This is a genomic window from Streptomyces sp. NPDC058274, from assembly GCF_042881375.1.
Taxonomy (GTDB): domain Bacteria; phylum Actinomycetota; class Actinomycetes; order Streptomycetales; family Streptomycetaceae; genus Streptomyces.
On sequence record NZ_JBHVXW010000011.1, the window covers coordinates 192,335 to 212,258 of the forward strand.

The 19,924-nt window shown below is 70.0% G+C and carries 13 protein-coding genes; 7 read left to right on the forward strand and 6 right to left on the reverse strand.

Annotated features, from left to right (window positions below; translation table 11 throughout):
- Positions 1-138: 138 nt before the first annotated feature.
- Together ACFVYF_RS22940 and ACFVYF_RS22945 are read right to left on the reverse strand one after the other, a co-directional pair.
- On the reverse strand, positions 139-1,041 hold the full coding sequence (locus tag ACFVYF_RS22940; protein ID WP_383286840.1) for a tRNA (adenine-N1)-methyltransferase: 903 nt from the start codon (positions 1,039-1,041) through the stop codon (positions 139-141).
- Positions 1,042-1,088: 47 nt separating this feature from the next.
- Entirely contained in the window at positions 1,089-2,957 is a 1,869-nt protein-coding gene (locus tag ACFVYF_RS22945) for a site-2 protease family protein (RefSeq protein ID WP_389457985.1), read from the reverse strand.
- A 514-nt stretch (positions 2,958-3,471) separates the two neighbouring features.
- Between ACFVYF_RS22945 and ACFVYF_RS22950 the strand changes: the two genes are divergently transcribed.
- Together ACFVYF_RS22950 and ACFVYF_RS22955 are read left to right on the forward strand one after the other, a co-directional pair.
- Positions 3,472-4,338 carry a RecB family exonuclease gene (locus ACFVYF_RS22950; protein WP_389458051.1) on the forward strand — a complete coding sequence of 289 codons (867 nt, stop codon included), beginning with the start codon at positions 3,472-3,474 and terminating at the stop codon, positions 4,336-4,338.
- A 14-nt stretch (positions 4,339-4,352) separates the two neighbouring features.
- A complete protein-coding gene (locus ACFVYF_RS22955) occupies positions 4,353-5,024 on the forward strand; it encodes a response regulator (RefSeq protein ID WP_389457987.1) in 672 nt (223 codons plus the stop codon).
- A 103-nt stretch (positions 5,025-5,127) separates the two neighbouring features.
- On the opposite strand, the gene ACFVYF_RS22960 is transcribed toward ACFVYF_RS22955, so the two are convergent.
- The 4 genes from ACFVYF_RS22960 to metH form a co-directional block, all read right to left on the reverse strand.
- Positions 5,128-6,711, reverse strand: coding sequence for an ABC transporter substrate-binding protein (locus ACFVYF_RS22960; protein ID WP_389457988.1), 1,584 nt, complete (start codon positions 6,709-6,711; stop codon positions 5,128-5,130).
- Between the two features lie 77 nt (positions 6,712-6,788).
- Positions 6,789-8,387: an ABC transporter substrate-binding protein gene (locus tag ACFVYF_RS22965; RefSeq protein ID WP_389457990.1), complete on the reverse strand. Its 1,599-nt coding sequence runs from the start codon at positions 8,385-8,387 to the stop codon at positions 6,789-6,791.
- A gap of 421 nt (positions 8,388-8,808) precedes the next feature.
- On the reverse strand, positions 8,809-9,510 hold the full coding sequence (locus ACFVYF_RS22970) for an HAD family hydrolase (protein WP_389457992.1): 702 nt from the start codon (positions 9,508-9,510) through the stop codon (positions 8,809-8,811).
- Between the two features lie 97 nt (positions 9,511-9,607).
- Entirely contained in the window at positions 9,608-13,135 is a 3,528-nt protein-coding gene (metH, locus tag ACFVYF_RS22975) for a methionine synthase (RefSeq protein WP_389457994.1), read from the reverse strand.
- A 272-nt stretch (positions 13,136-13,407) separates the two neighbouring features.
- On the opposite strand from metH, the gene ACFVYF_RS22980 reads away from it, so the two are divergent.
- The 5 genes from ACFVYF_RS22980 (at position 13,408) to ACFVYF_RS23000 (ending at position 19,913) form a co-directional block, all read left to right on the forward strand.
- The gene (locus ACFVYF_RS22980; RefSeq protein WP_389457996.1) at positions 13,408-14,172 is read left to right on the forward strand and encodes an IclR family transcriptional regulator; all 765 of its coding nucleotides are present in this window, start codon (positions 13,408-13,410) and stop codon (positions 14,170-14,172) included.
- 446 nt (positions 14,173-14,618) lie between these two features.
- A complete protein-coding gene (locus ACFVYF_RS22985) occupies positions 14,619-15,413 on the forward strand; it encodes an MIP/aquaporin family protein (RefSeq protein ID WP_389457998.1) in 795 nt (264 codons plus the stop codon).
- Positions 15,414-15,495: 82 nt separating this feature from the next.
- Positions 15,496-17,043 (forward strand): glycerol kinase GlpK, encoded by a 1,548-nt coding sequence (gene glpK, locus ACFVYF_RS22990; protein ID WP_389458000.1) that lies wholly within the window; start codon positions 15,496-15,498, stop codon positions 17,041-17,043.
- A 7-nt stretch (positions 17,044-17,050) separates the two neighbouring features.
- A complete protein-coding gene (locus ACFVYF_RS22995) occupies positions 17,051-18,667 on the forward strand; it encodes an FAD-dependent oxidoreductase (RefSeq protein ID WP_389458002.1) in 1,617 nt (538 codons plus the stop codon).
- Between the two features lie 127 nt (positions 18,668-18,794).
- Positions 18,795-19,913, forward strand: a complete 1,119-nt coding sequence (locus ACFVYF_RS23000; protein WP_389458004.1) for an LLM class flavin-dependent oxidoreductase — start codon at positions 18,795-18,797, stop codon at positions 19,911-19,913.
- The last annotated feature ends 11 nt before the right edge of the window (positions 19,914-19,924 follow it).

Here is a 19,924-nt window from a genome sequence, read left to right on the forward strand (position 1 = left end):
GCCAGCATGGTGCCACACGTCACAGCGCTGCGGAACGGCGGGGTCCGGACTTCTGGCTGCTCGTCAACGGAAAAGTACGGTGGCCGAGTTCCCGGGCGTTTGCGGGAACTCGGCCACCGGTGTGGTGCGTTGGTTACGTCAGCGGCCGGCGCCGCCGTCGGCGTTGGGGCCGGTGTAGTCGTCGCCGTAGGAGCCCTTGGAGGGTCGGCGGCGGCGCATGGGCGGCTCGACGCCGTCGGCGAGGCGGCGGGCGGTGAGCAGGAAGCCGGTGTGGCCGATCATCCGGTGGTCGGGGCGGACGGCCAGGCCCTCGATGTGCCAGTTGCGGACCATCGACTCCCAGGCGGTCGGCTCGTTGAAGCAGCCGATTTCGCGGATGGACTCGACGGTCCGTGCGAGCTGGGTGGTGGTGGCGACGTAGCAGCAGAGGATGCCGCCCGGGACGAGTGCCTTGGAGACGGCCTCCAGGCATTCCCAGGGGGCGAGCATGTCGAGGATGACGCGGTCGACGTCGGTGTCGCTCAGGTTGTCCTGGAGGTCACCGACGGTGAGCTGCCACGCGGGGTGCGGGCCGCCGAAGTACCGCTCGACGTTCTGCTGGGCGATCTCGGCGAAGTCCTCGCGGCGCTCGTAGGAGTGCAGCATGCCCTGGTCGCCGATGGCGCGCAGCAGGAAGCTGCTGAGCGAGCCGGAGCCGACGCCCGCTTCCACGACGCGTGCGCCGGGGAAGATGTCCGCGAAGGACAGGATCTGCCCCGCGTCCTTGGGGTAGACCACGGCGGCGCCGCGGGGCATGGACAGGACGTAGTCGGGGAGCAGGGGGCGCAGCGCGAGATAGGCGACGTTCCCCGTGGTGCGGACAACGCTGCCCTCGGGAGCACCGATCAGCTCGTCGTGCGGGAAGGAACCCTTGTGGGTGTGGAAGTTCTTCCCCGCTTCGAGCGTGAACGTGTAGTGGCGGCCCTTGGGGTCGGTCAGCTGAACCTGGTCCCCGACCTTGAAGGGCCCGCGCCTGCGGGCGGCACCGGTCGGTTCGGACATGTGACCAGCCTACCGGTCCGGGGGCGGGCCTCCGACCACTGCGGGGCTCAGTTGGGGCGGGCCATCGCCTTGACGAAGGCGCGCTCCACATCGGCTGCGGACAGGACGCCGTAGATCTCTCCGGAGTCCTCGACCACCAGGTATTCGGTGGCGGGAGTCGCGCGCAGGACGTCGAGGAGGTCCTCGCCCGCGAGCTCGGCGGAGACGCGCATGCCGTCGGTGAGGTCCTGGGCGAGGCCGCTGACGGCGACCCAGGGGCGGCGGTGTTCGGGTACGCCGACGATGGCGGCCTCGCGGACCAGGGAGAGGGGTTCGCCGTCGGGGTCGACCACGACGAGGGCGCGGGCGCCTGCCTCGTTGGCGCGGCGCAGTGCTTCGGAGAGCGGGGTGTTCGTCTCCACCGGGACCGCGCGGCGGGTGAGCAGACGGGCGCGCAGTTCGGGCAGGTGTTCGCGCAGGCGGGCCATGCGCAGACTGTTGCCGGCGCCGGTCCAGATGATCGCGGCGAGGATGGCGGCCAGGAGGGCGTCGGTGACGGTGTCCATGCCGCCGATGTTGTCCGGGGCGTCGCCGAGGGCTCCGGACTGGGTGAGCAGGGGCAGTCCGATCAGTACGGAGACGGCGAGGGCCCGGCCGACCCAGGCGGCTGCGACCGTGCCGCTCATGGGCTTGCCGGTGATCTTCCAGACGACGGCGCGCAGCATGCGGCCGCCGTCGAGGGGCAGTCCGGGCAGCAGGTTGAAGACGGCGACGATCAGGTTGGAGACCATCAGGCCGGCCAGCAGGACGCCGGGAACCGTGCCCGGTTCGACGGCCTGCATGGCGACGTAGAAGAGGCCCGACAGGACCAGGGAGAGCAGCGGTCCGACGAAGGCGAGCACGAACTCCCGGCCGGGTGTCTCGGACTCCTTCTCGATCTCCGAGACCCCGCCGAAGAACTGCAGCTGGATCCGGCGCACCGGCAGCTTGAAGCGCAGGGCCGCGACGGTGTGGGCCAGTTCGTGGACGAGTACGGAGGCGTAGAAGGCGACCGCGAAGAACAGGGAGACGAGGTAGCGCAGGGCGCCCAGTTCGGGCAGTACGCGGTCGAGTTGGCCGCCGAACACCCACGTGATCAGCGCGGCCACCAGGAACCAGCTGGGCGCGACGTACACGGGCACGCCGAAGGGCCGTCCCATCAGCAGGCCGCCGCCCGGCTCCTTCCCGCGCCGGGGCGGCCGGCCCTTGCGGTTCCCCGAGTGGGCGGGGGTGCGGTGGGGGTGGCCGGTGCCGGACGATTCGTCCGTCCCCGGCGAGCCGGCCATCGGCACCGGGCGGGTGTCCGTGCCTACGGGCGGGGTGTCGCCGTGTCCGGGGTGCGGCTCGGGGTGCGGCTCGGGGTGCGGCTCGGGGTGCGGCTCGGCCGCGCCGGTGACGTCGGCCTCACTGCGGCCTCCGGCCGCGTGTCCGTCTACGGCTGCCGGCTCGGCGGCGTGATCGACGGGGGCGGGCGCTTGCGCGGGGGGCTGGTCGGCGGGAGCGGGCTGACCGGGGGCCTCGTCGGCCGGTCCCGTCGGGGTACGACTCGGTTCGGCAGTCGGTTCGGCAGCGGGGGGCTCGCCGGGGGTGCCCTCGTTCGGTCCCGCCGGGGTACGACCGGCTTCGCCGGCGCCGGATTGGCTGAGGGGCTCGTCCGCCGGTCCCGTGGGAGTCCGTCCCGGTTCGGGGGAGGCGGGCCGGCGTGGGGCGTCGGCGTCGTCCGTGGGTCCCGGGGTCTGGTCCGGCGCGGCCGCGGCGGGCTGAGCGGGGGCATCGCCCGGCGGTCCCGTCGGCGTCCGGCCCGGTTCGGGGGAAGCAGCGGCCGAGGGGTCCGCGTGGTGCTCGGTCGCCCCGCCGTTGCCGGACCGCGGCTGCCCGCTCCCGCCGCTCTCGTCCACGATGTCCCCTAGTTCGAAGCGTCTCCCGCTTCCGATCATGCCCGGCGGGAGGGTCTCCGGTCGATGGTATGCGGCCGTCGCGGCGCGTTCCGCCCCGGCACCCCCTCTGTTTTCCGCGTCGTCGCGCGAACCACGGCTGGGTCACTGTCAGTGGTGGGCCGTATGGTCTGTGGTCATGGAAACCAGCACCGAGGACGCGGCGGAATCCGGCGTGGGCGGTCCCGCGCAGGTCAGTGCCGACGGCAGGGGCGAAGCCCCCGCCGACCGCACCGACGCGACCGCGCCCGAGGCGACGGGGGCGGGGGCGGCCTCCGTCACCGCCGCGGCCGTCGTGACCGAGCCTCCCCTCACCACCGGCACGGCTTCGACCGACACCACCGTCACCCCCGAAGCGGCTGCGACCGACTCCTCCGTCACCCCCGTGGCCGCCGGCATCCCCGCCCAGGCCACCGAGCCCGCCGCGGCTCCCCCGCCGGCCACCGAGCCCGCCGCGGGCACCGCGGAGGCCGGTGACATCACCGAAATCAGAGCCAGGCCACCCGTCTCGCTGTCGCCCTCCCGGGCCAGTGACTTCATGCAGTGCCCGCTGCTGTACCGGTTCCGGGTGATCGACAAGCTCCCCGAGAAGCCGAGCGAGGCGGCCACCCGGGGCACGCTGGTGCACGCGGTGCTCGAGCGGCTCTTCGACGCCCCGGCGACCGAGCGGACGGCGCCGCGTGCCAAGTCGCTGATCCCCGGTCAGTGGGACCGGCTGCGCGAGACCAGGCCGGAGGTCGTGGAGCTGTTCGCCGACGACCCCGAGGGCGAGCGGCTGGCGCGCTGGCTCACCGAGGCCGAGCAGCTGGTCGAGCGCTGGTTCTCGCTGGAGGATCCGACGCGGCTCGAGCCGGCGGAGCGCGAGCTGTTCGTCGAGGCCCAGCTGGACTCCGGTCTCAAACTGCGCGGCATCATCGACCGTGTCGACGTAGCGCCGACGGGCGAGGTGCGGATCGTCGACTACAAGACGGGCAAGGCCCCCCGGCCGGAGTACGCGGAGGGTGCCCTGTTCCAGATGAAGTTCTACGCCCTCGTGGTGTGGCGGCTGAAGGGGGTGGTCCCGCGCCGCCTCCAGCTGGTCTATCTCGGCAGCGGCGACATGATCACGTACGACCCGGTGATCGCGGACCTGGAGCGCGTGGAGCGCAAGCTGCTCGCGCTGTGGGACGCGATCCGGCTGGCCACCGAGACCGGTAACTGGCGGCCGCGGCCCACCAAGCTCTGCGGCTGGTGCGACCACCAGGCGGTATGCCCGGAATTCGGTGGTACTCCCCCGCCGTATCCGCTTCCGGTCAGGGCGCCGGAGTCCGGTGGGAGCGAGCAGGGCAGAATGGGGCCGGACTAGCGAAGGAGACTTACGTGGCCATCCGCGTCCTACTGGTCGACGACCAGCCGCTGCTGCGTACCGGCTTCCGGATGATCCTGGAGGCGGAGCAGGACCTTGCGGTCGTCGGCGAGGCCGGAGACGGCCTCCAGGCACTCGACCAGGTACGTGCTCTGCAGCCCGATGTGGTTCTGATGGACATCCGTATGCCACGGATGGACGGTGTCGAGGCCACCCGGCAGATCACCGGCCCCGGCCGGGACGGTCCGGCGAAGGTCCTCGTCCTGACCACCTTCGACCTCGACGAATACGTGGTGGAGGCGCTGCGCGCGGGCGCCAGCGGCTTCCTCCTCAAGGACGCACCCGCCAATGAGCTGGTGCAGGCGATCCGAGTGGTCGCGTCGGGCGAGGCGATGCTCGCGCCGAGCATCACGCGCCGGCTCCTCGACAAGTACGCGAGCCATCTGCCGTCCGGCGACGAGCCGGTGCCCGACACCCTGCACACGCTGACCGACCGTGAGGTCGAGGTGCTGAAGCTGGTGGCGCGCGGCCTGTCGAACGCGGAGATCGCCGCCGACCTGTTCGTCAGCGAGACCACGGTCAAGACGCATGTGGGGCACGTCCTCACCAAGCTGAGCCTGCGCGACCGGGTGCAGGCCGCGGTGTACGCGTACGAGAGCGGGCTGGTGCGCCCCGGCGCGCAGTAGGTCCGCGCACGCAGGCGAAGCTGACCGGTATCGGCGAAACGCGGAGGGCGCCCCTTCTTCAGGAAGGGGCGCCCTCTGCGTTCGTGCGGTGGTGGCCGGCCGGTCAGCCCTTGCTGATCTCCCAGAAGCGGAACACGGTCGACGCGTCGAGGCAGTACTCGAGGCCGTACACGTTGTCCCGTACGACCGCGTACTGCTTGCCCTGCCAGATCGGGATGACGGGAAGCTGCTCGGCCACGATGTTCTGCAGCTGGGAGTAGTCCGTGTCCGTCGAGGCGCGGTCGCTCTGGGCGGCGGTCTTCGGGATGAGCTGCGAAGTGATCGTGCTGTTCGTGTAGTTGTTGCTGAGCACGTTGCCCTTGCCGAAGAAGGGGGCCGTGAAGTTGTCGGGGTCCGGGTAGTCGGGCACCCAGCCCTTCACGTACACGCCGTACTTGCCCTTGGCGATGTCCTTCTCGTACTGGCCGAAGGCGACGGACTTGACCGTGGCGTCGAACAGTCCGCTGGCGTTGAGCTGCTTGGCGATCGCCCTGAACTCCGCGTCGGTGGACGGGCCGTAGCGCGAGGGAGTCGACCAGAGCGTCAGCTTCACCTTGCCGGTGATGCCCTCGGTCCGCAGCGCGGCCTGTGCCTTCGCCTTCGAGGGACGGGCGCCGTAGGTGTCGAAGAACGCCGTGTCGTGGCCGGTGATACCGGCGGGGATGATCGAGTACAGCGGGGTCGCCGTGTCCTGGTAGACCTCGTTGACGAGCGCCTCGCGGTCGAGCAGGTAGGCGATGGCCTTGCGTACGCCGAGCTTGCCCGCCACCGGGTCGTTCATGTTGAAGACCAGGTGCTGCACTTCGGCGCCGGTGCCCTCGACGACGTCGGTGCCCTTGCTGGTGGAGAGGTCCTTCTCGAGGTCCGCGATGTCGCCGGCGGCGAGGCCTCGGTAGGCGACGTCGACCTGGTTGGCGAGGAGTGCCTTCTTCAGGGCGCCCTGGTTGCCGTGGAACAGCTTCAGGGTCACCCCGGAGTTCTGGACCTTGGCGGTGCCCTTGTACTCGCCGTTGACGGAGAACACGGCCTGGTCGTCGCTGTAGGAGTCCAGCTTGTACGGGCCCGAGCCGACCGCCTTGCCGTCCTTGCGCAGCCCGTTCGCGGCGTACTGCTTGTGGTCCACGATCGAGCCGGCGCCGGAGGCGATCTTGCTCGGGAAGGTCGCGTCGGCGTACTTGAGCTTGAAGACCACGGTCCTGGCGTCCGGTGTGGTCACCTTGTCGAGCATGGGGAACATGATCGCGGGCCCTGCGGCGTCGTTGATCGTCATCATGCGGTCGAAGGAGAACTTGACGTCCTCGGAGGTGAGGGAGTCACCGTTGCTGAACTTCAGACCGTCCTGGAGGGTGCACGAGTACACCTTGGTGCCGGTCCCCGTGAACGCGCACTCCTTGGCGGCCTCCGGTTCGGGCTCCGTACCGCCCTTGGGGAAGCTCAGCAACGACTGGAAGACGTTGTTGAACAGCAGCCACGACCCCGGGTCGTAGCCGGAGGCGGGGTCGGTGGCGAGGACGTCGTCGGACATGCCGACCACCACGGAGGATCCGGTGCCACCGGATCCGCTCGAGTCCGAGCCGCATCCGGTGATCAGGCCGGCGGCCAGTCCTGTCGTGACGAGCAGGACCGGCCACTGGTTGCGCAGGTTCACGTGCGTGTGCCTTGTCGTCGGGTCGTGCGGGCCCGGAGCCGCCGGCGGCTCCGGGTCGGGAAGGCCCGGTCAGCCGCTCACAGGCCGCGGCCGAGCTCCCACAGCTGAAGGGTCGAGGAGGAGTTGAGTGCCCACTCGGCTCCCGTGATGTCGTCCCGGGCGGCGATGTACTGCTTGCCCTGCCACAGCGGCAGCACCGGGACGTCGTCGGCCACGATGTCCTGGATCTCGCTGAGGCTCTTCGACGCGGTGAGGCGGTCGGCCTCGCGGCGGGACTCCGGGATCAGGGTGCCGATGATCTGGTTGTTCGTGTAGGGCGAGCCAAGGAAGTTGTCCTTGTCGAGGAACGGCGCGATGTAGTTGTCGGCGTCCGGGAAGTCGGGGAACCAGCCCATGCCGTAGACGTCGTACTTGCCCGCCTGCTCGGCCGGACGGAACTTGTCCCAGGCCTCGCCCTTGATGTCGACCTGGAACAGGCCGCTGGCGTTGAGCTGCTTCTTCAGCACCTCGAACTCCGACTTGGTGGCCGTGCCGTAGTGGTCGGTCGTGTAGTGCAGGGTGAGCTTCACCGGGGTGGTGATACTCGCCTTGTTCAGCAGCGACTTGGCCTTGGTGGTGCTCGGGTCGCCGTACTTGTTGAAGAACGAGTTGGAGTGGCCGGTGATGGTGGCCGGGACCAGCGAGAAGAGGGGCTGGGCCTGGGTGCCGTAGACCTTGTCGATGAGTTCGCCGCGGTTGACGACCTGGGCCATGGCCTGGCGGACGGCCCTCGTCTTCACCGATGTGGCATCGGTGTTGAAGGCGAGGTAGCGGATCTCCAGACCCGGCATCTCGACGAGGTCGACGGAACCCGTCGAGTTCTTGGAGAGCTTCTGGATCTGGGCCGGCGTCATCGAGCGCGTCATCAGGTCGATGTCGCCCTTTTCCAGCGCGGTGCCCATGGCGTCGGCGTCCTCGAAGGACCGCAACTCGACCTTGTCGTTCTTCGGCGTCAACAGCCCCTTGTAATTGGGGTTCTTCGTGTAGACGGCATTGACGAGCTCGTTGTTCTTGACCTCGGACTCGATCGTGTAAGGACCGGAGCCGTCGACCTGGAAGCCGTCGCGCAGCTTGCCCTTCTCGTAGTCGTCGGGGTTGACGATGCCGGCGACCGGAGTCGACAGCTTGAACGGGAAGGTGGCGTCGGCCGTCTTGAGGTGGAAGATCACCTCACGGTCGCCCTGGGTCTCGACGGTGTCGATGGTGGAGAGCAGCGCGAAGACGCCGCTGTCGGCCTTGATGTTCCGTGCGCGGTCGATCGAGAACTTCACGTCCTGCGCGGTCACGGGGTCGCCGTTCGAGAACTTCAGGTCCTTGCGCAGGGTGCAGGCGTACCGCTCGTTGCCGGTGTCGCTGAACCCGCACTTCTCGGCCGCCTCGGGCTCAGGCTCGCCGTCGCCACGCGGCTGGACCATGAGCGTCTGCACGGTCTGGCGCAGGATGTTCCAGGTGCCGACGTCGTAGGCGTACGCGGGGTCGAGCGGCGCGGGGGCGTCACTGGAGGCGGTGAACCGGTCCGTGGTGCCGACGACGATCGCATCGCCGCCCTTGCTCCCGCTGTCGGAACCGCCGCAGGCGGCGAGCAGCGGGCCGAGCAGGCCGACGATCGCCGGCAGCACCAAAGTCTTGCGGTTCATGCTCGAGTTTCTCCAGAGCTGTCGGGTCCGTGTATCCAGCAGGCAGGGGTGGTGCTGCGGATCACGGGGGTTGTGGCGATGTTCTCGCGACGAGATTAGTCCGCGCCGGCACGGCGCTTCACGGGCACCGGAGTTGAGTTCCCATCACGCTGCGAAACCGGGTGCGGACGCACCGAAAACCCGACAGGGGAAGGATTAGTGCAGCCTTTCACCAATCGGGACACAAGGGCACACCCGGCATCCCTGAAATGCGCGACTCAGCACACCCCGTGCCGGATGTCCATCCGTCACCGAGTGGGAAACATCACAGTGTCAACTCTGTTGGCAGGGACCGGAATTCGGCCATCCGGCCGGGTTTCCAATTCACCGGCCGGACTCCGCGGGATTTCCGGGTATTCGGCTTCGTACGCTGGGTGAACGCCTAGCGCATTTCCGTCATCAAGCCGCGCAGAAATGACAGGTCGACCTCTTCCAGAGAGGTCACGACCGTGCGCCGGGCGGCGGGCGCGATCGGCGCCACCGAGGGTACGGCAACAACCTGGCAGCCGGCGGCCTCGGCGGCGGCGACGCCGGTCGCGGTGTCCTCGATGACCGCACATCTGGCCGGATCCGCACCGAGCCCGGCGGCGGCCAGCAGATAGGGGTCGGGGAACGGCTTGGTCCGCTCCACCTCGTCGCCGGCGACGGTCAGCGCGAAGTACTGCGGGCCGACCCCGGCCAGGATGCGGTCGATGATGCGCCGGTGCGAGGCGGAGACCAGGGCCGTGGGCACCTCGTGCGCCGCGAGTTCGGCGAGCAGTCTGGCCGCACCCGGCATCAACGGCAGCGCCCGGCCGATGCGTTCCTCGAAACGGTCGTTGAGCAGCACCGTCAGCTCGGGGAGGGTGATGTCCGCGCCGGTGGCCTCGATGAGGAAGCCGGCGCTGCGCGTCATGGGGCCGCCCACGACCACATGGCGCCATGAGTCGTCGAGCACGTGTCCGAGGGAGGCGAAGACCTCGACCTCGACGTCCCACCAGAACCCCTCGGTGTCCACCAGGGTTCCGTCCATGTCGAGGAGCACGGCCTGCAGTGCTGAGCCTTCGGCCGTACGGGTTCCGAGCGCGGGGACCGTACTGGTCATCCTGGCGCACCTCCTTGAGGGACGATCAGGCCGGTCGCCTTTTCTGACACAAAGGCAACCGGCCTGCGGTGGACCGACCAGTGTACGACTTATCCGATCAGCGTGCGTTGAAGTACTTCGCCTCGGGGTGGTGGATGACGATGGCGTCCGTGGACTGCTCGGGGTGCAGCTGGAACTCCTCGGAGAGGTGGACCCCGATCCGCTCCGGCTGCAGCAGCTCGGCGATCTTGGCGCGGTCCTCCAGATTGGGGCAGGCGCCGTAGCCGAGCGAGAAGCGGGCGCCACGGTACTTCAGATCGAACATGTCTTCGATTCCGGCCGGGTCCTCTCCCCCGAAGCCGAGTTCCGCGCGCACCCGGGCGTGCCAGTACTCGGCGAGCGCCTCGGCCAGCTGGACGGACAGGCCGTGCAGTTCGAGGTAGTCGCGGTAGGCGTTGGCCTCGAAGAGCTGGGCGGTTTCCTCGCCGATGCGGGAGCCGACGGTGACGACCTGGAGACCGACGACGTCCGTCTCGCCGGACTCCTCCGGGCGGAAGTAGTCGGCGAGGCACAGCCGGCGGCCACGGCGCTGGCGCGGGAAGGTGAAGCGGGTGCGCTCGTTGCCCTGCTCGTCCAGGAGGATCAGGTCGTCGTCCTTGGACACGCAGGGGAAGTAGCCGTAGACGACGGCCGCTTCCAGCAGGTTGTCGGTCTGCAGCTTGTCCAGCAGCCCGCGCAGTCGCGGCCGGCCCTCGGTCTCGACGAGTTCCTCGTAGGTCGGGCCGTCCCCGGCGCGGGTCTGCTTGAGGCCCCACTGGCCCTTGAAGAGGGCGCCCTCGTCGAGCCAGGACGCGTACTCCTTGAGCTGGATGCCCTTGATCACGCGGGTGCCCCAGAACGGCGGGGCGGGCACGGGGTTGTCGACGGCGACGTCGGAACGCGCCGAGCCCTCGGGCTCCTCGACCGTCAGGACCGGGGTGTCCCGCTTGGGCACCCGGCGCTGCTTCAGCTCCGGCAGTACGGCCCCGGGCACCCCGCGCTTGACGCCGATCAGGGCGTCCATCAGACGCAGGCCCTCGAACGCGTCCCGGGCGTAGCGGACTTCGCCCTCGTAGATCTCGTGCAGATCCTGCTCGACATAGGCCCGGGTCAGGGCCGCGCCGCCGAGGATGACGGGGAAGTCGGCCGCCATGCCGCGCTGGTTGAGCTCCTGAAGGTTCTCCTTCATGATCACCGTGGACTTGACCAGGAGGCCTGACATGCCGATGACGTCGGCCCGGTGTTCCTCGGCGGCTTCCAGGATCGCGGAGACCGGCTGCTTGATGCCGAGGTTGACCACGTTGTAGCCGTTGTTGGACAGGATGATGTCGACGAGGTTCTTGCCGATGTCGTGGACGTCGCCGCGCACGGTCGCCAGCACGATGGTGCCCTTGCCCTCGTCGTCCGACTTCTCCATGTGCGGCTCCAGGTAGGCCACCGCGGTCTTCATGACCTCGGCGGACTGGAGCACGAACGGCAGCTGCATCTGGCCGGAGCCGAACAGCTCACCGACCACCTTCATGCCGTCCAGGAGCGTCTCGTTGACGATGTCCAGGGCGGGGCGGGTCCGCAGCGCCTCGTCGAGGTCGGCCTCCAGGCCGTTCTTCTCGCCGTCGATGATGCGCCGCTTGAGACGCTCGTTCAGCGGCAGCGCGGCCAGCTCCTCGGCCCGGCCGGCCTTCAGGGACTTGGTGGTGGCGCCCTCGAACAGCGCCATCAGCTTCTGCAGCGGGTCGTAGCCCTCCGAGCGGCGGTCATGGATCAGGTCGAGGGCGGTGGTGACCTGCTCCTCGTCGAAGCGAGCGATCGGCAGGATCTTGGAGGCGTGCACGATCGCCGAGTCGAGGCCGGCCTTCACACACTCGTCGAGGAAGACCGAGTTGAGCAGGACGCGCGCGGCCGGGTTGAGGCCGAAGGAGATGTTCGACAGACCCAGCGTGGTCTGCACCTCCGGGCGGCGGCGCTTCAGCTCCCGGATCGCCTCGATGGTGGCGACGCCGTCGCCGCGGGACTCCTCCTGGCCGGTGCAGATGGTGAAGGTCAGGCAGTCGATGAGGATGTCCGACTCGTGGATGCCCCAGTTCGTCGTCAGGTCCTCGATCAGCCGCTCGGCGATGGCGACCTTGTGCTCGACGGTGCGGGCCTGCCCCTCCTCGTCGATGGTCAGCGCGATCAGCGCCGCCCCGTGCTCGCGCGCCAGCTGGGTGACCTTCGCGAAACGGGACTCGGGCCCGTCACCGTCCTCGTAGTTGACGGAGTTGATGACCGCACGCCCGCCGAGCTTCTCCAGCCCGGCGCGCAACACCTCGACCTCCGTGGAGTCCAGCACGATCGGCAGGGTGGAGGCGGTCGCGAACCGGCCCGCCAGCTCCTTCATGTCCGCGACACCGTCACGGCCCACGTAGTCCACGCACAGGTCCAGCATGTGCGCGCCCTCGCGGATCTGGTCGCGGGCCATCTCCACACAGTCGTCCCAGCGGGCCTCCAGCATCGCCTCGCGGAACTTCTTCGACCCGTTCGCGTTCGTCCGCTCACCGATCGCCATGTACGCGGTGTCCTGACGGAACGGCACCGTCTGATAGAGCGAGGCCGCACCCGGCTCGGGCTGCGGGGACCGCTCCGTGGGCGTGACCCCCCGGACGCGCTCGACGACCTGGCGCAGGTGCTCGGGGGTCGAACCGCAGCAGCCGCCGACCAGTGAGAGGCCGTAGTCGCGGACGAAGTTCTCCTGGGCATCGGCCAGCTCGGGCGGCGTCAGCGGGAAGTACGCACCGTCCTTGGTCAGGACGGGCAGGCCGGCATTGGGCATGCACATCAGCGGCGTACGCGAGTGGCGGGCCAGATAGCGCAGGTGCTCGCTCATCTCTGCCGGGCCGGTCGAGCAGTTCAGGCCGATCAGGTCGATCCCGAGCGGCTCCAGGGCGGTCAGCGCCGCACCGATCTCCGAGCCCAGCAGCATGACGCCCGTGGTCTCGAAGGCGAGCGAGCAGATCAGCGGCACGTCGAGGCCGACCGCGTCCATCGCGCGGCGCGCGCCGATCAGGCTCGCCTTGGTCTGCAGCAGGTCCTGGGTGGTCTCCACGATCAGGGCGTCCGCGCCACCGGCGAGCAGGCCCTCGGCGTTCTGCTGGTAGCCGTCGCGCAGGACGTCGTACGCGATGTGGCCGAGCGAAGGCAGCTTGGTGCCCGGGCCGATCGAGCCGAGGACCCAGCGGGGGCGGCCGTCCCCGGCGCCGAACTCGTCGGCGACCTCGCGGGCGATCCGGGCCCCTGCCTCCGACAGCTCGAAGATCCGGTCGGCGATCTCGTACTCGTTCGCCGCCGAGTGGTTGGCCCCGAACGTGTTCGTCTCGACGCAGTCGACACCCACGGCGAAATACGCCTCGTGGACGGAGCGGACGATGTCGGGGCGGGTGAGGTTCAGGATCTCGTTGCAGCCTTCGAGGTTCTCGAAGTCCTCGAGCGTCGGGTCCTGGGCCTGGAGCATGGTGCCCATCGCGCCGTCGGCCACCACCACCCTGGACGCGAGCGCCTCGCGGAGGGCGGCGGTTCGGGTCCGGCTCTCTGCGGCGGCGGACGAAAGGGACGGGTTCGGCAACGAGGCCATGGAAGGTGCTCCCTGGAGTGCGACGGCTGTCGGCTTTGCGCTTCCCATGGAAGGCGCACGCCGTCAGGGTAGCCCGGAGCGCCGCCGGACGGTCGGGGGCGTCCACGGGACGGGACGGCGTGGCGTGCGCGAAGGCGATACGGACCGGCACGAAACCCGTGCCGGCCGCCCATTAGCGGGAGGTCGGTGACGACCGGTAGTGTTCGACATTGCCGAACGGTGGCAGTGGAGTCGCTCCGCCGGCGGTCGAAGGGGACGGAGGCAGCACGGCGATGGCACGGAACATCCAGTCGCTCGAACGGGCGGCCGCGATGCTGCGGCTGCTCGCGGGCGGCGAGCGCCAGCTCGGCCTGTCGGACATCGCCTCCTCGCTGGGCCTGGCCAAGGGTACGGCCCACGGCATACTGCGCACGCTTCAGCACGAGGGCTTCGTCGAGCAGGACACGGCCTCGGGGCGGTATCAGCTGGGCGCCGAGCTGCTGCGGCTGGGAACCACGTATCTCGACGTGCACGAGCTGCGGGCGCGGGCCCTGGTCTGGACGGACGACCTGGCCCGCTCGAGCGGCGAGAGCGTGTACCTGGGCGTGCTGCACCAGCAGGGCGTCCTGATCGTGCACCACGTCTTCCGGCCCGACGACAGCCGCCAGGTGCTCGAGGTCGGCGCCATGCAGCCGCTGCACTCCACGGCGCTGGGCAAGGTCCTGTCGGCGTACGACCCGGTGGCGCACAGCGAGGTCACGGAGGCCGAGCGCAAGGCGTTCACGGCCCGTACGGTCAGCGAGCTGGAGCAGTTCGAGGCCGTGCTCGACCTGACCCGCGCGCGCGGGTACGCGGACGACGTCGAGGAGACCTGGACGGGCGTCGCGTCGGTCGCCGCCCCCATCCACAACCGGCGGCGGATGCCGGTCGGCGCGGTGGGCATCACCGGGGCCGTGGAGCGGGTCTGCAAGGACGGTGAGCTGCGCCCCGACCTCATCGCCGCGGTGCGGGACTGCGCCCGCGCGGTGTCACGGGATCTGGGCGCCGGGCGGTTCTGAGGCCGGTGCGCCGCATACGGAAGGGCCGGGGCGTCAGGGGCGCCCCGGCCCTTCGCCGTACGGGCTCTCGACGGGGCTCGGCGTACGAGCTCGACGGGGCTCGGTGTACGGACTCGACGGTCCTCGGCGTACGAGCCCGACGGGGCTCGGCGGATCGGCTCGGCGGCCCTCGTCGTACGGGCTCGGCGGGCCCCGTCGACCCGGCTCAAGATCGATAACACAGGGCAATCAATAACGATCGTGTTTTCGATAACAGAACCCTTGACGAGCTGGTCACACCGGGACAAGACTCCCGTCCATCGGTCGGCATTGTCGAACACCTACCGGCATAACGCGTTAGAGTGTGACAGCGCCAAGGGCCGAGCCGCTCTCATCTCCCGAGAGCACGAACCACCGGAGGGACCCGGGGTTCGGCTTCCCCTGGACGAAGGACAAAGGAGTCGCGGGTGTCCAGCTCCGACATCTTCATCGGCGAGACCATCGGTACCGCCATACTCATCCTGCTCGGCGGCGGTGTCTGTGCCGCAGTCACGCTGAAGGCCTCCAAGTCACGGAACGCCGGCTGGCTCGCCATCGCCTTCGGGTGGGGTTTCGCGGTCCTCACGGCCGTCTACACCTCGGCGCCCCTCTCGGGCGCCCACCTGAACCCGGCCGTGACGCTCGCGCTCGCGATCAAGGACGGCGGCTGGGACAACGTGCCGCTGTACTGGGGCGGGCAGCTGCTGGGCGCCATGATCGGTGCCGCGCTGGTCTGGGTCGCCTACTACGGCCAGTTCCAGGCGCACCTGACCGACCGCGAGATCGTCGGCGGCCCGGGCGCGCAGGACACCACCGCCAAGGCCGTGGAGGCGCAGGAGACCGGCGCGGGACCCGTGCTCGGCATCTTCTCCACCGGTCCGGAGATCCGCAACGCGGTACAGAACCTCGCCACGGAGATCATCGGCACCGTCGTCCTGGTGCTCGCGGTCCTCACCCAGGGCCTGAACGACAAGGGCAACGGCCTCGGCACCCTGGGCGCCCTCGTCACCGCGCTCGTCGTCGTCAGCATCGGCCTCTCGCTCGGTGGCCCGACGGGCTACGCGATCAACCCGGCCCGCGACCTCGGCCCGCGCATCGTGCACGCCCTGCTCCCCCTGCCCAACAAGGGTGGTTCCGACTGGAGCTACGCCTGGATCCCGGTCGCCGGTCCGCTCATCGGCGGCGCGCTCGCAGCAGGCATATACAACGTCGCCTTCGCTTGAGCACCGTGTCAGCACCTCGCTCACAGCAAGAGCACCGCGCCGTGGATACAGCCCCTACATACGGAACCTTCAGGAGCACACCGTGACCGACGCACACACCGCCGGCCCCTTCATCGCCGCGATCGACCAGGGCACGACGTCGAGCCGCTGCATCGTCTTCGACCGGGACGGCCGCATCGTCTCCGTCGACCAGAAGGAGCACGAGCAGATCTTCCCGAAGCCGGGCTGGGTCGAGCACAACGCCACCGAGATCTGGACGAACGTCGAGGAGGTCGTCGCCGGAGCCATCGCGAAGGCCGGCATCACCCGCGACGACATCAAGGCCATCGGCATCACCAACCAGCGCGAGACCACGCTGCTGTGGGACAAGAACACTGGTGAGCCCGTCCACAACGCGCTCGTCTGGCAGGACACCCGCACCGACGCCCTCTGCCGGGAGCTCGGCCGCAACGTCGGCCAGGACCGCTTCCGCCGGGAGACCGGCCTGCCGCTCGCCTCGTACTTCGCGGGGCCCAAGGCCCGCTGGCTGCTGGACAACGTCGAGGGCCTGCGCGAGCGCGCCGAGGCCGGCGACATCCTCTTCGGCACCATGGACAGCTGGGTCATCTGGAACCTGACCGGCGGCGTCAACGGCGGCAAGCACGTCACCGACGTCACCAACGCCTCCCGCACCATGCTGATGAACCTGCACACGCTGGCCTGGGACGAGAAGATCGCCGAGTCCATCGGCGTCCCCCTGGCGATGCTCCCGGAGATCCGCTCCTCCGCCGAGGTGTACGGCGAGATCACCGGCGGCCGGCTCGGTGACCTGCTCGGCGGCATCCCGGTCGCCTCCGCGCTCGGCGACCAGCAGGCGGCTCTGTTCGGCCAGACCTGTTTCAGCGAGGGCGAGGCCAAGTCCACGTACGGCACCGGCACCTTCATGCTGATGAACACCGGCGACAAGATCATCAACTCGTACAGCGGGCTGCTGACCACCGTGGGCTACCGGATCGGCGAGCAGGCACCGGTGTACGCCCTGGAGGGCTCGATCGCCGTCACCGGTTCGCTGGTGCAGTGGATGCGCGACCAGATGGGCCTGATCAAGTCCGCCGCCGAGATCGAGACGCTCGCGTCCTCGGTCGAGGACAACGGCGGCGCGTACTTCGTGCCGGCCTTCTCCGGCCTGTTCGCCCCGTACTGGCGCCCGGACGCCCGCGGGGTGATCGCCGGTCTGACCCGGTACGTCACCAAGGCGCACATCGCGCGCGCCGTCCTGGAGGCCACGGCCTGGCAGACCCGTGAGATCAGCGACGCCATGACGAAGGACTCCGGCGTCGAGCTCACGGCCCTCAAGGTCGACGGCGGCATGACCTCCAACAACCTGCTGATGCAGACCCTGGCCGACGTCCTGGACGCCCCCGTGGTGCGCCCGATGGTCGCCGAGACCACCTGCCTCGGCGCCGCCTACGCCGCCGGCCTCGCCGTCGGCTTCTGGACCAACACCGAAGACCTGCGCGCCAACTGGCGCCGGGCCGCGGAATGGACCCCGAACATGGCCGCGGAGACCCGCGACCGTGAGTACAAGAGCTGGCTCAAGGCCGTCGAGCGGTCCATGGGTTGGCTCGATGAGAACTCTGTCGAGGAGTAAGACCAGCATGACCAGTCAAGCCACCCTGCAGACCGTGCCTGCCCTCGGTACGCACCCGGCCTCCGGCTCCGCCCCGAGCCGGGCCGAGACCCGGGAGCAGCTTTCCAAGGCGACGTACGACCTCCTCGTCATCGGCGGCGGCATCCTGGGCATCTCCACCGCCTGGCACGCCGCGCAGTCCGGCCTCAGGGTGGCCCTGGTCGACGCCGGCGACTTCGCCGGCGCCACGTCCTCCGCCTCCTCCAAGCTGCTCCACGGCGGTCTGCGCTATCTGCAGACCGGCGCGGTGAAGCTGGTGGCGGAGAACCACTTCGAGCGTCGCGCGGTCTCCCGCCAGGTGGCCCCCCACCTGGCGAACCCGCTGACCTTCTACCTCCCCGTGTACAAGGGCGGACCGCACGGCGCCGCCAAGCTCGGTGCCGGTGTGTTCGCGTACTCCGCGCTGTCCGCCTTCGGCGACGGCGTCGGGCACCTGCTGTCCCCCGGCAAGGCACAGCAGGACGTGCCGGAGCTGCGCACCGAGAACCTGAAGGCCGTGGCCGTGTACGGCGACGACCAGATGAACGACGCGCGCATGGCGCTCATGACGGTCCGCGCGGCCGTCGAGTCCGGCGCCGTCGTGCTCAACCACGCCGAGGTCACCGGCCTGCGCTTCACCAGGGGCCGGGTCACGGGCGCGGAGCTCAAGGACCGTACGACCGGTGACGAGTTCGGGGTCAGCGCGCGTCTCGTGCTGAACGCCACCGGCCCCTGGGTCGATCACCTGCGCAAGATGGAGGACCCGAACGCGGCCCCCTCCATCCGCCTGTCGAAGGGCGCGCACCTGGTCCTCAAGCGCACCTCCCCCTGGAAGGCCGCGCTCGCCACCCCGATCGACAAGTACCGCATCACCTTCGCCCTCCCCTGGGAGGACATGCTGCTGCTCGGCACGACCGACGAGGAGTACGAGGGCGACCCGGGCGACGTCGCGGTCAACGAGAAGGACATAGCGCAGATCCTGGACGAGGCCGCGTTCTCCATCCGCGACCAGCAGCTGTCCCGCGACCTGATCACGTACTCCTTCGCCGGTCTGCGGGTGCTGCCGGGCGGCCCCGGCGCCACCTCGAAGGCCAAGCGCGAGACGGTCGTCACGGAGGGCCGGGGCGGGATGCTGTCCGTCGCGGGCGGCAAGTGGACCACCTTCCGGCACATCGGCCGTACGGTCATGAAGCAGCTGGAGACGCTGCCGGGCCGCCCGCTGGGCGAGGACTTCGAGCCGGTCTCCGCGCTGCCGAAGAAGCTGCCGCTGCCGGGTGTCGCCAATCCCCGTGCCGTGGCGCACCGGCTCCTGGTCGACGGTCCGGCCCCCGGCCCGCGCATGGGGGCGGACACCGCCCGGCACCTGGCCACGCACTACGGTTCGCTGGCCTTCGACATCGCCCGCCTCGCGAACGAGAACCCCGAGCTGGGCGAGCGCGTCCACCCGGACGCCCCGGAGATCTGGGCGCAGGTCGTCTACGCCCGGGACAACGAGTGGGCCGAGACGGCGGACGACGTGCTGCGCCGCCGTACGACGCTGACGATCCGCGGTCTCGCCACGGACGAGGTCCGCGGCAAGGTGCAGGACCTGCTCGACAAGAAGTAGGCGAGCGGACACCGGCCGAGGGGCGGCTCCCACGGGGGGAGCCGCCCCTTCCGGCTGTTCCGGGCCGCCGGGCGCGCTGCCACACCGCGTACATACGCCCGCAATGTCCCGGAGCGAGAGTGGGAGGATGCCTCCGGTTCCCCTCTCGGTACTCGATCTTGTCCCTGTCAGCTCCGGATCGGACGCTCCGACCGCGCTGCGCAACGCCGTCGAACTGGCCCGCGCGGCCGAGGAGTTCGGCTATCGCCGCTACTGGCTGGCCGAGCATCATCTCAACCCCGGCGTCGCCGGGTCGGTACCCGCGCTGGTGATCCAGGCGGTGGCGCAGGCGACCCATGACATCCGGGTGGGCTCGGGAGCGGTGCTGCTCGGGCATCAGACTCCCCTGTCCGTGGTGGAGCAGTTCGGGATCCTGGACGCGCTGTACCCGGGCCGCATCGACCTGGGCCTCGGACGGTCGGGGCGGCCCCGGACGGCTCCCCCGGCGCCCGAATCGGCCGAGGGCACCTTCACGGACGAGGGTCTGTACCTCCCGCCCCGCTTCACGGGCTTCGCCCAGCTGCTCAAGTCCCCGCGTTTCCGGCTCCAGTTGGGGCTGCTCCAGCAGCCGGGCGCGCAGGCCCCCGCGTACGAGGAGCAGATCGCCGACATTCTGGCGCTGCTGGCGGGGACCTACGCCGACGAGGACGGCACCGCGGCCCGTCCGGTGCCGGGCGCGGGCGCGGATGTCGAGGTGTGGATCCTCGGCAGCAGCGCGGGCGAGAGCGCCGAGGTGGCGGGGGCACGCGGGCTGCCGTTCGCGGCCAACTACCACGTGTCGCCCGCGTCCGTGCTCGAGGCGGTGGAGGCGTACCGCGCGGCCTTCCGGCCTTCCGGGACGCTCGCGCAGCCGTATGTCGCCGTCTCCGCCGATGTGGTGGTCGGTCCCGACGACGAGTCGGCACGGCGGCTCGCCGCCGGGTACGCGCCCTGGGTGCGGTCCATCCGCAGCGGCGAGGGCGCGATCCCGTTCCCGACGCCCGAGGAGGCGTCCGCGCACCAATGGACCGACGAGGACCGGGAGTTGGTCGCCGATCGCGTCGACACCCAGTTCGTGGGCGCGCCCGAGACGGTCACCGAGCGGCTGAACGCCCTGCAGAAGGCCACCGGCGCGGACGAGTTGGTCATCACCACCATCACGCACCAGCACGCCGACCGGGTGCGCTCGTACGAACTGCTCGCGCACGCCTGGCAGAAGCAGGCCTGACGGACTCGGGA

What these genes read in the sequence shown, in the direction of transcription:
- ACFVYF_RS22940 (WP_383286840.1), bottom strand. Translation starts at nt 1,041, where the DNA reads ATGTCCGAACCGACCGGTGCCGCCCGCAGGCGCGGGCCCTTCAAGGTC.
- ACFVYF_RS22965 (WP_389457990.1), bottom strand. Translation starts at nt 8,387, where the DNA reads ATGAACCGCAAGACTTTGGTGCTGCCGGCGATCGTCGGCCTGCTCGGC.
- ACFVYF_RS22970 (WP_389457992.1), bottom strand. Translation starts at nt 9,510, where the DNA reads ATGACCAGTACGGTCCCCGCGCTCGGAACCCGTACGGCCGAAGGCTCA.
- metH (WP_389457994.1), bottom strand. Translation starts at nt 13,135, where the DNA reads ATGGCCTCGTTGCCGAACCCGTCCCTTTCGTCCGCCGCCGCAGAGAGC.
- ACFVYF_RS22980 (WP_389457996.1), top strand. Translation starts at nt 13,408, where the DNA reads ATGGCACGGAACATCCAGTCGCTCGAACGGGCGGCCGCGATGCTGCGG.
- ACFVYF_RS22995 (WP_389458002.1), top strand. Translation starts at nt 17,051, where the DNA reads ATGACCAGTCAAGCCACCCTGCAGACCGTGCCTGCCCTCGGTACGCAC.
- ACFVYF_RS23000 (WP_389458004.1), top strand. Translation starts at nt 18,795, where the DNA reads ATGCCTCCGGTTCCCCTCTCGGTACTCGATCTTGTCCCTGTCAGCTCC.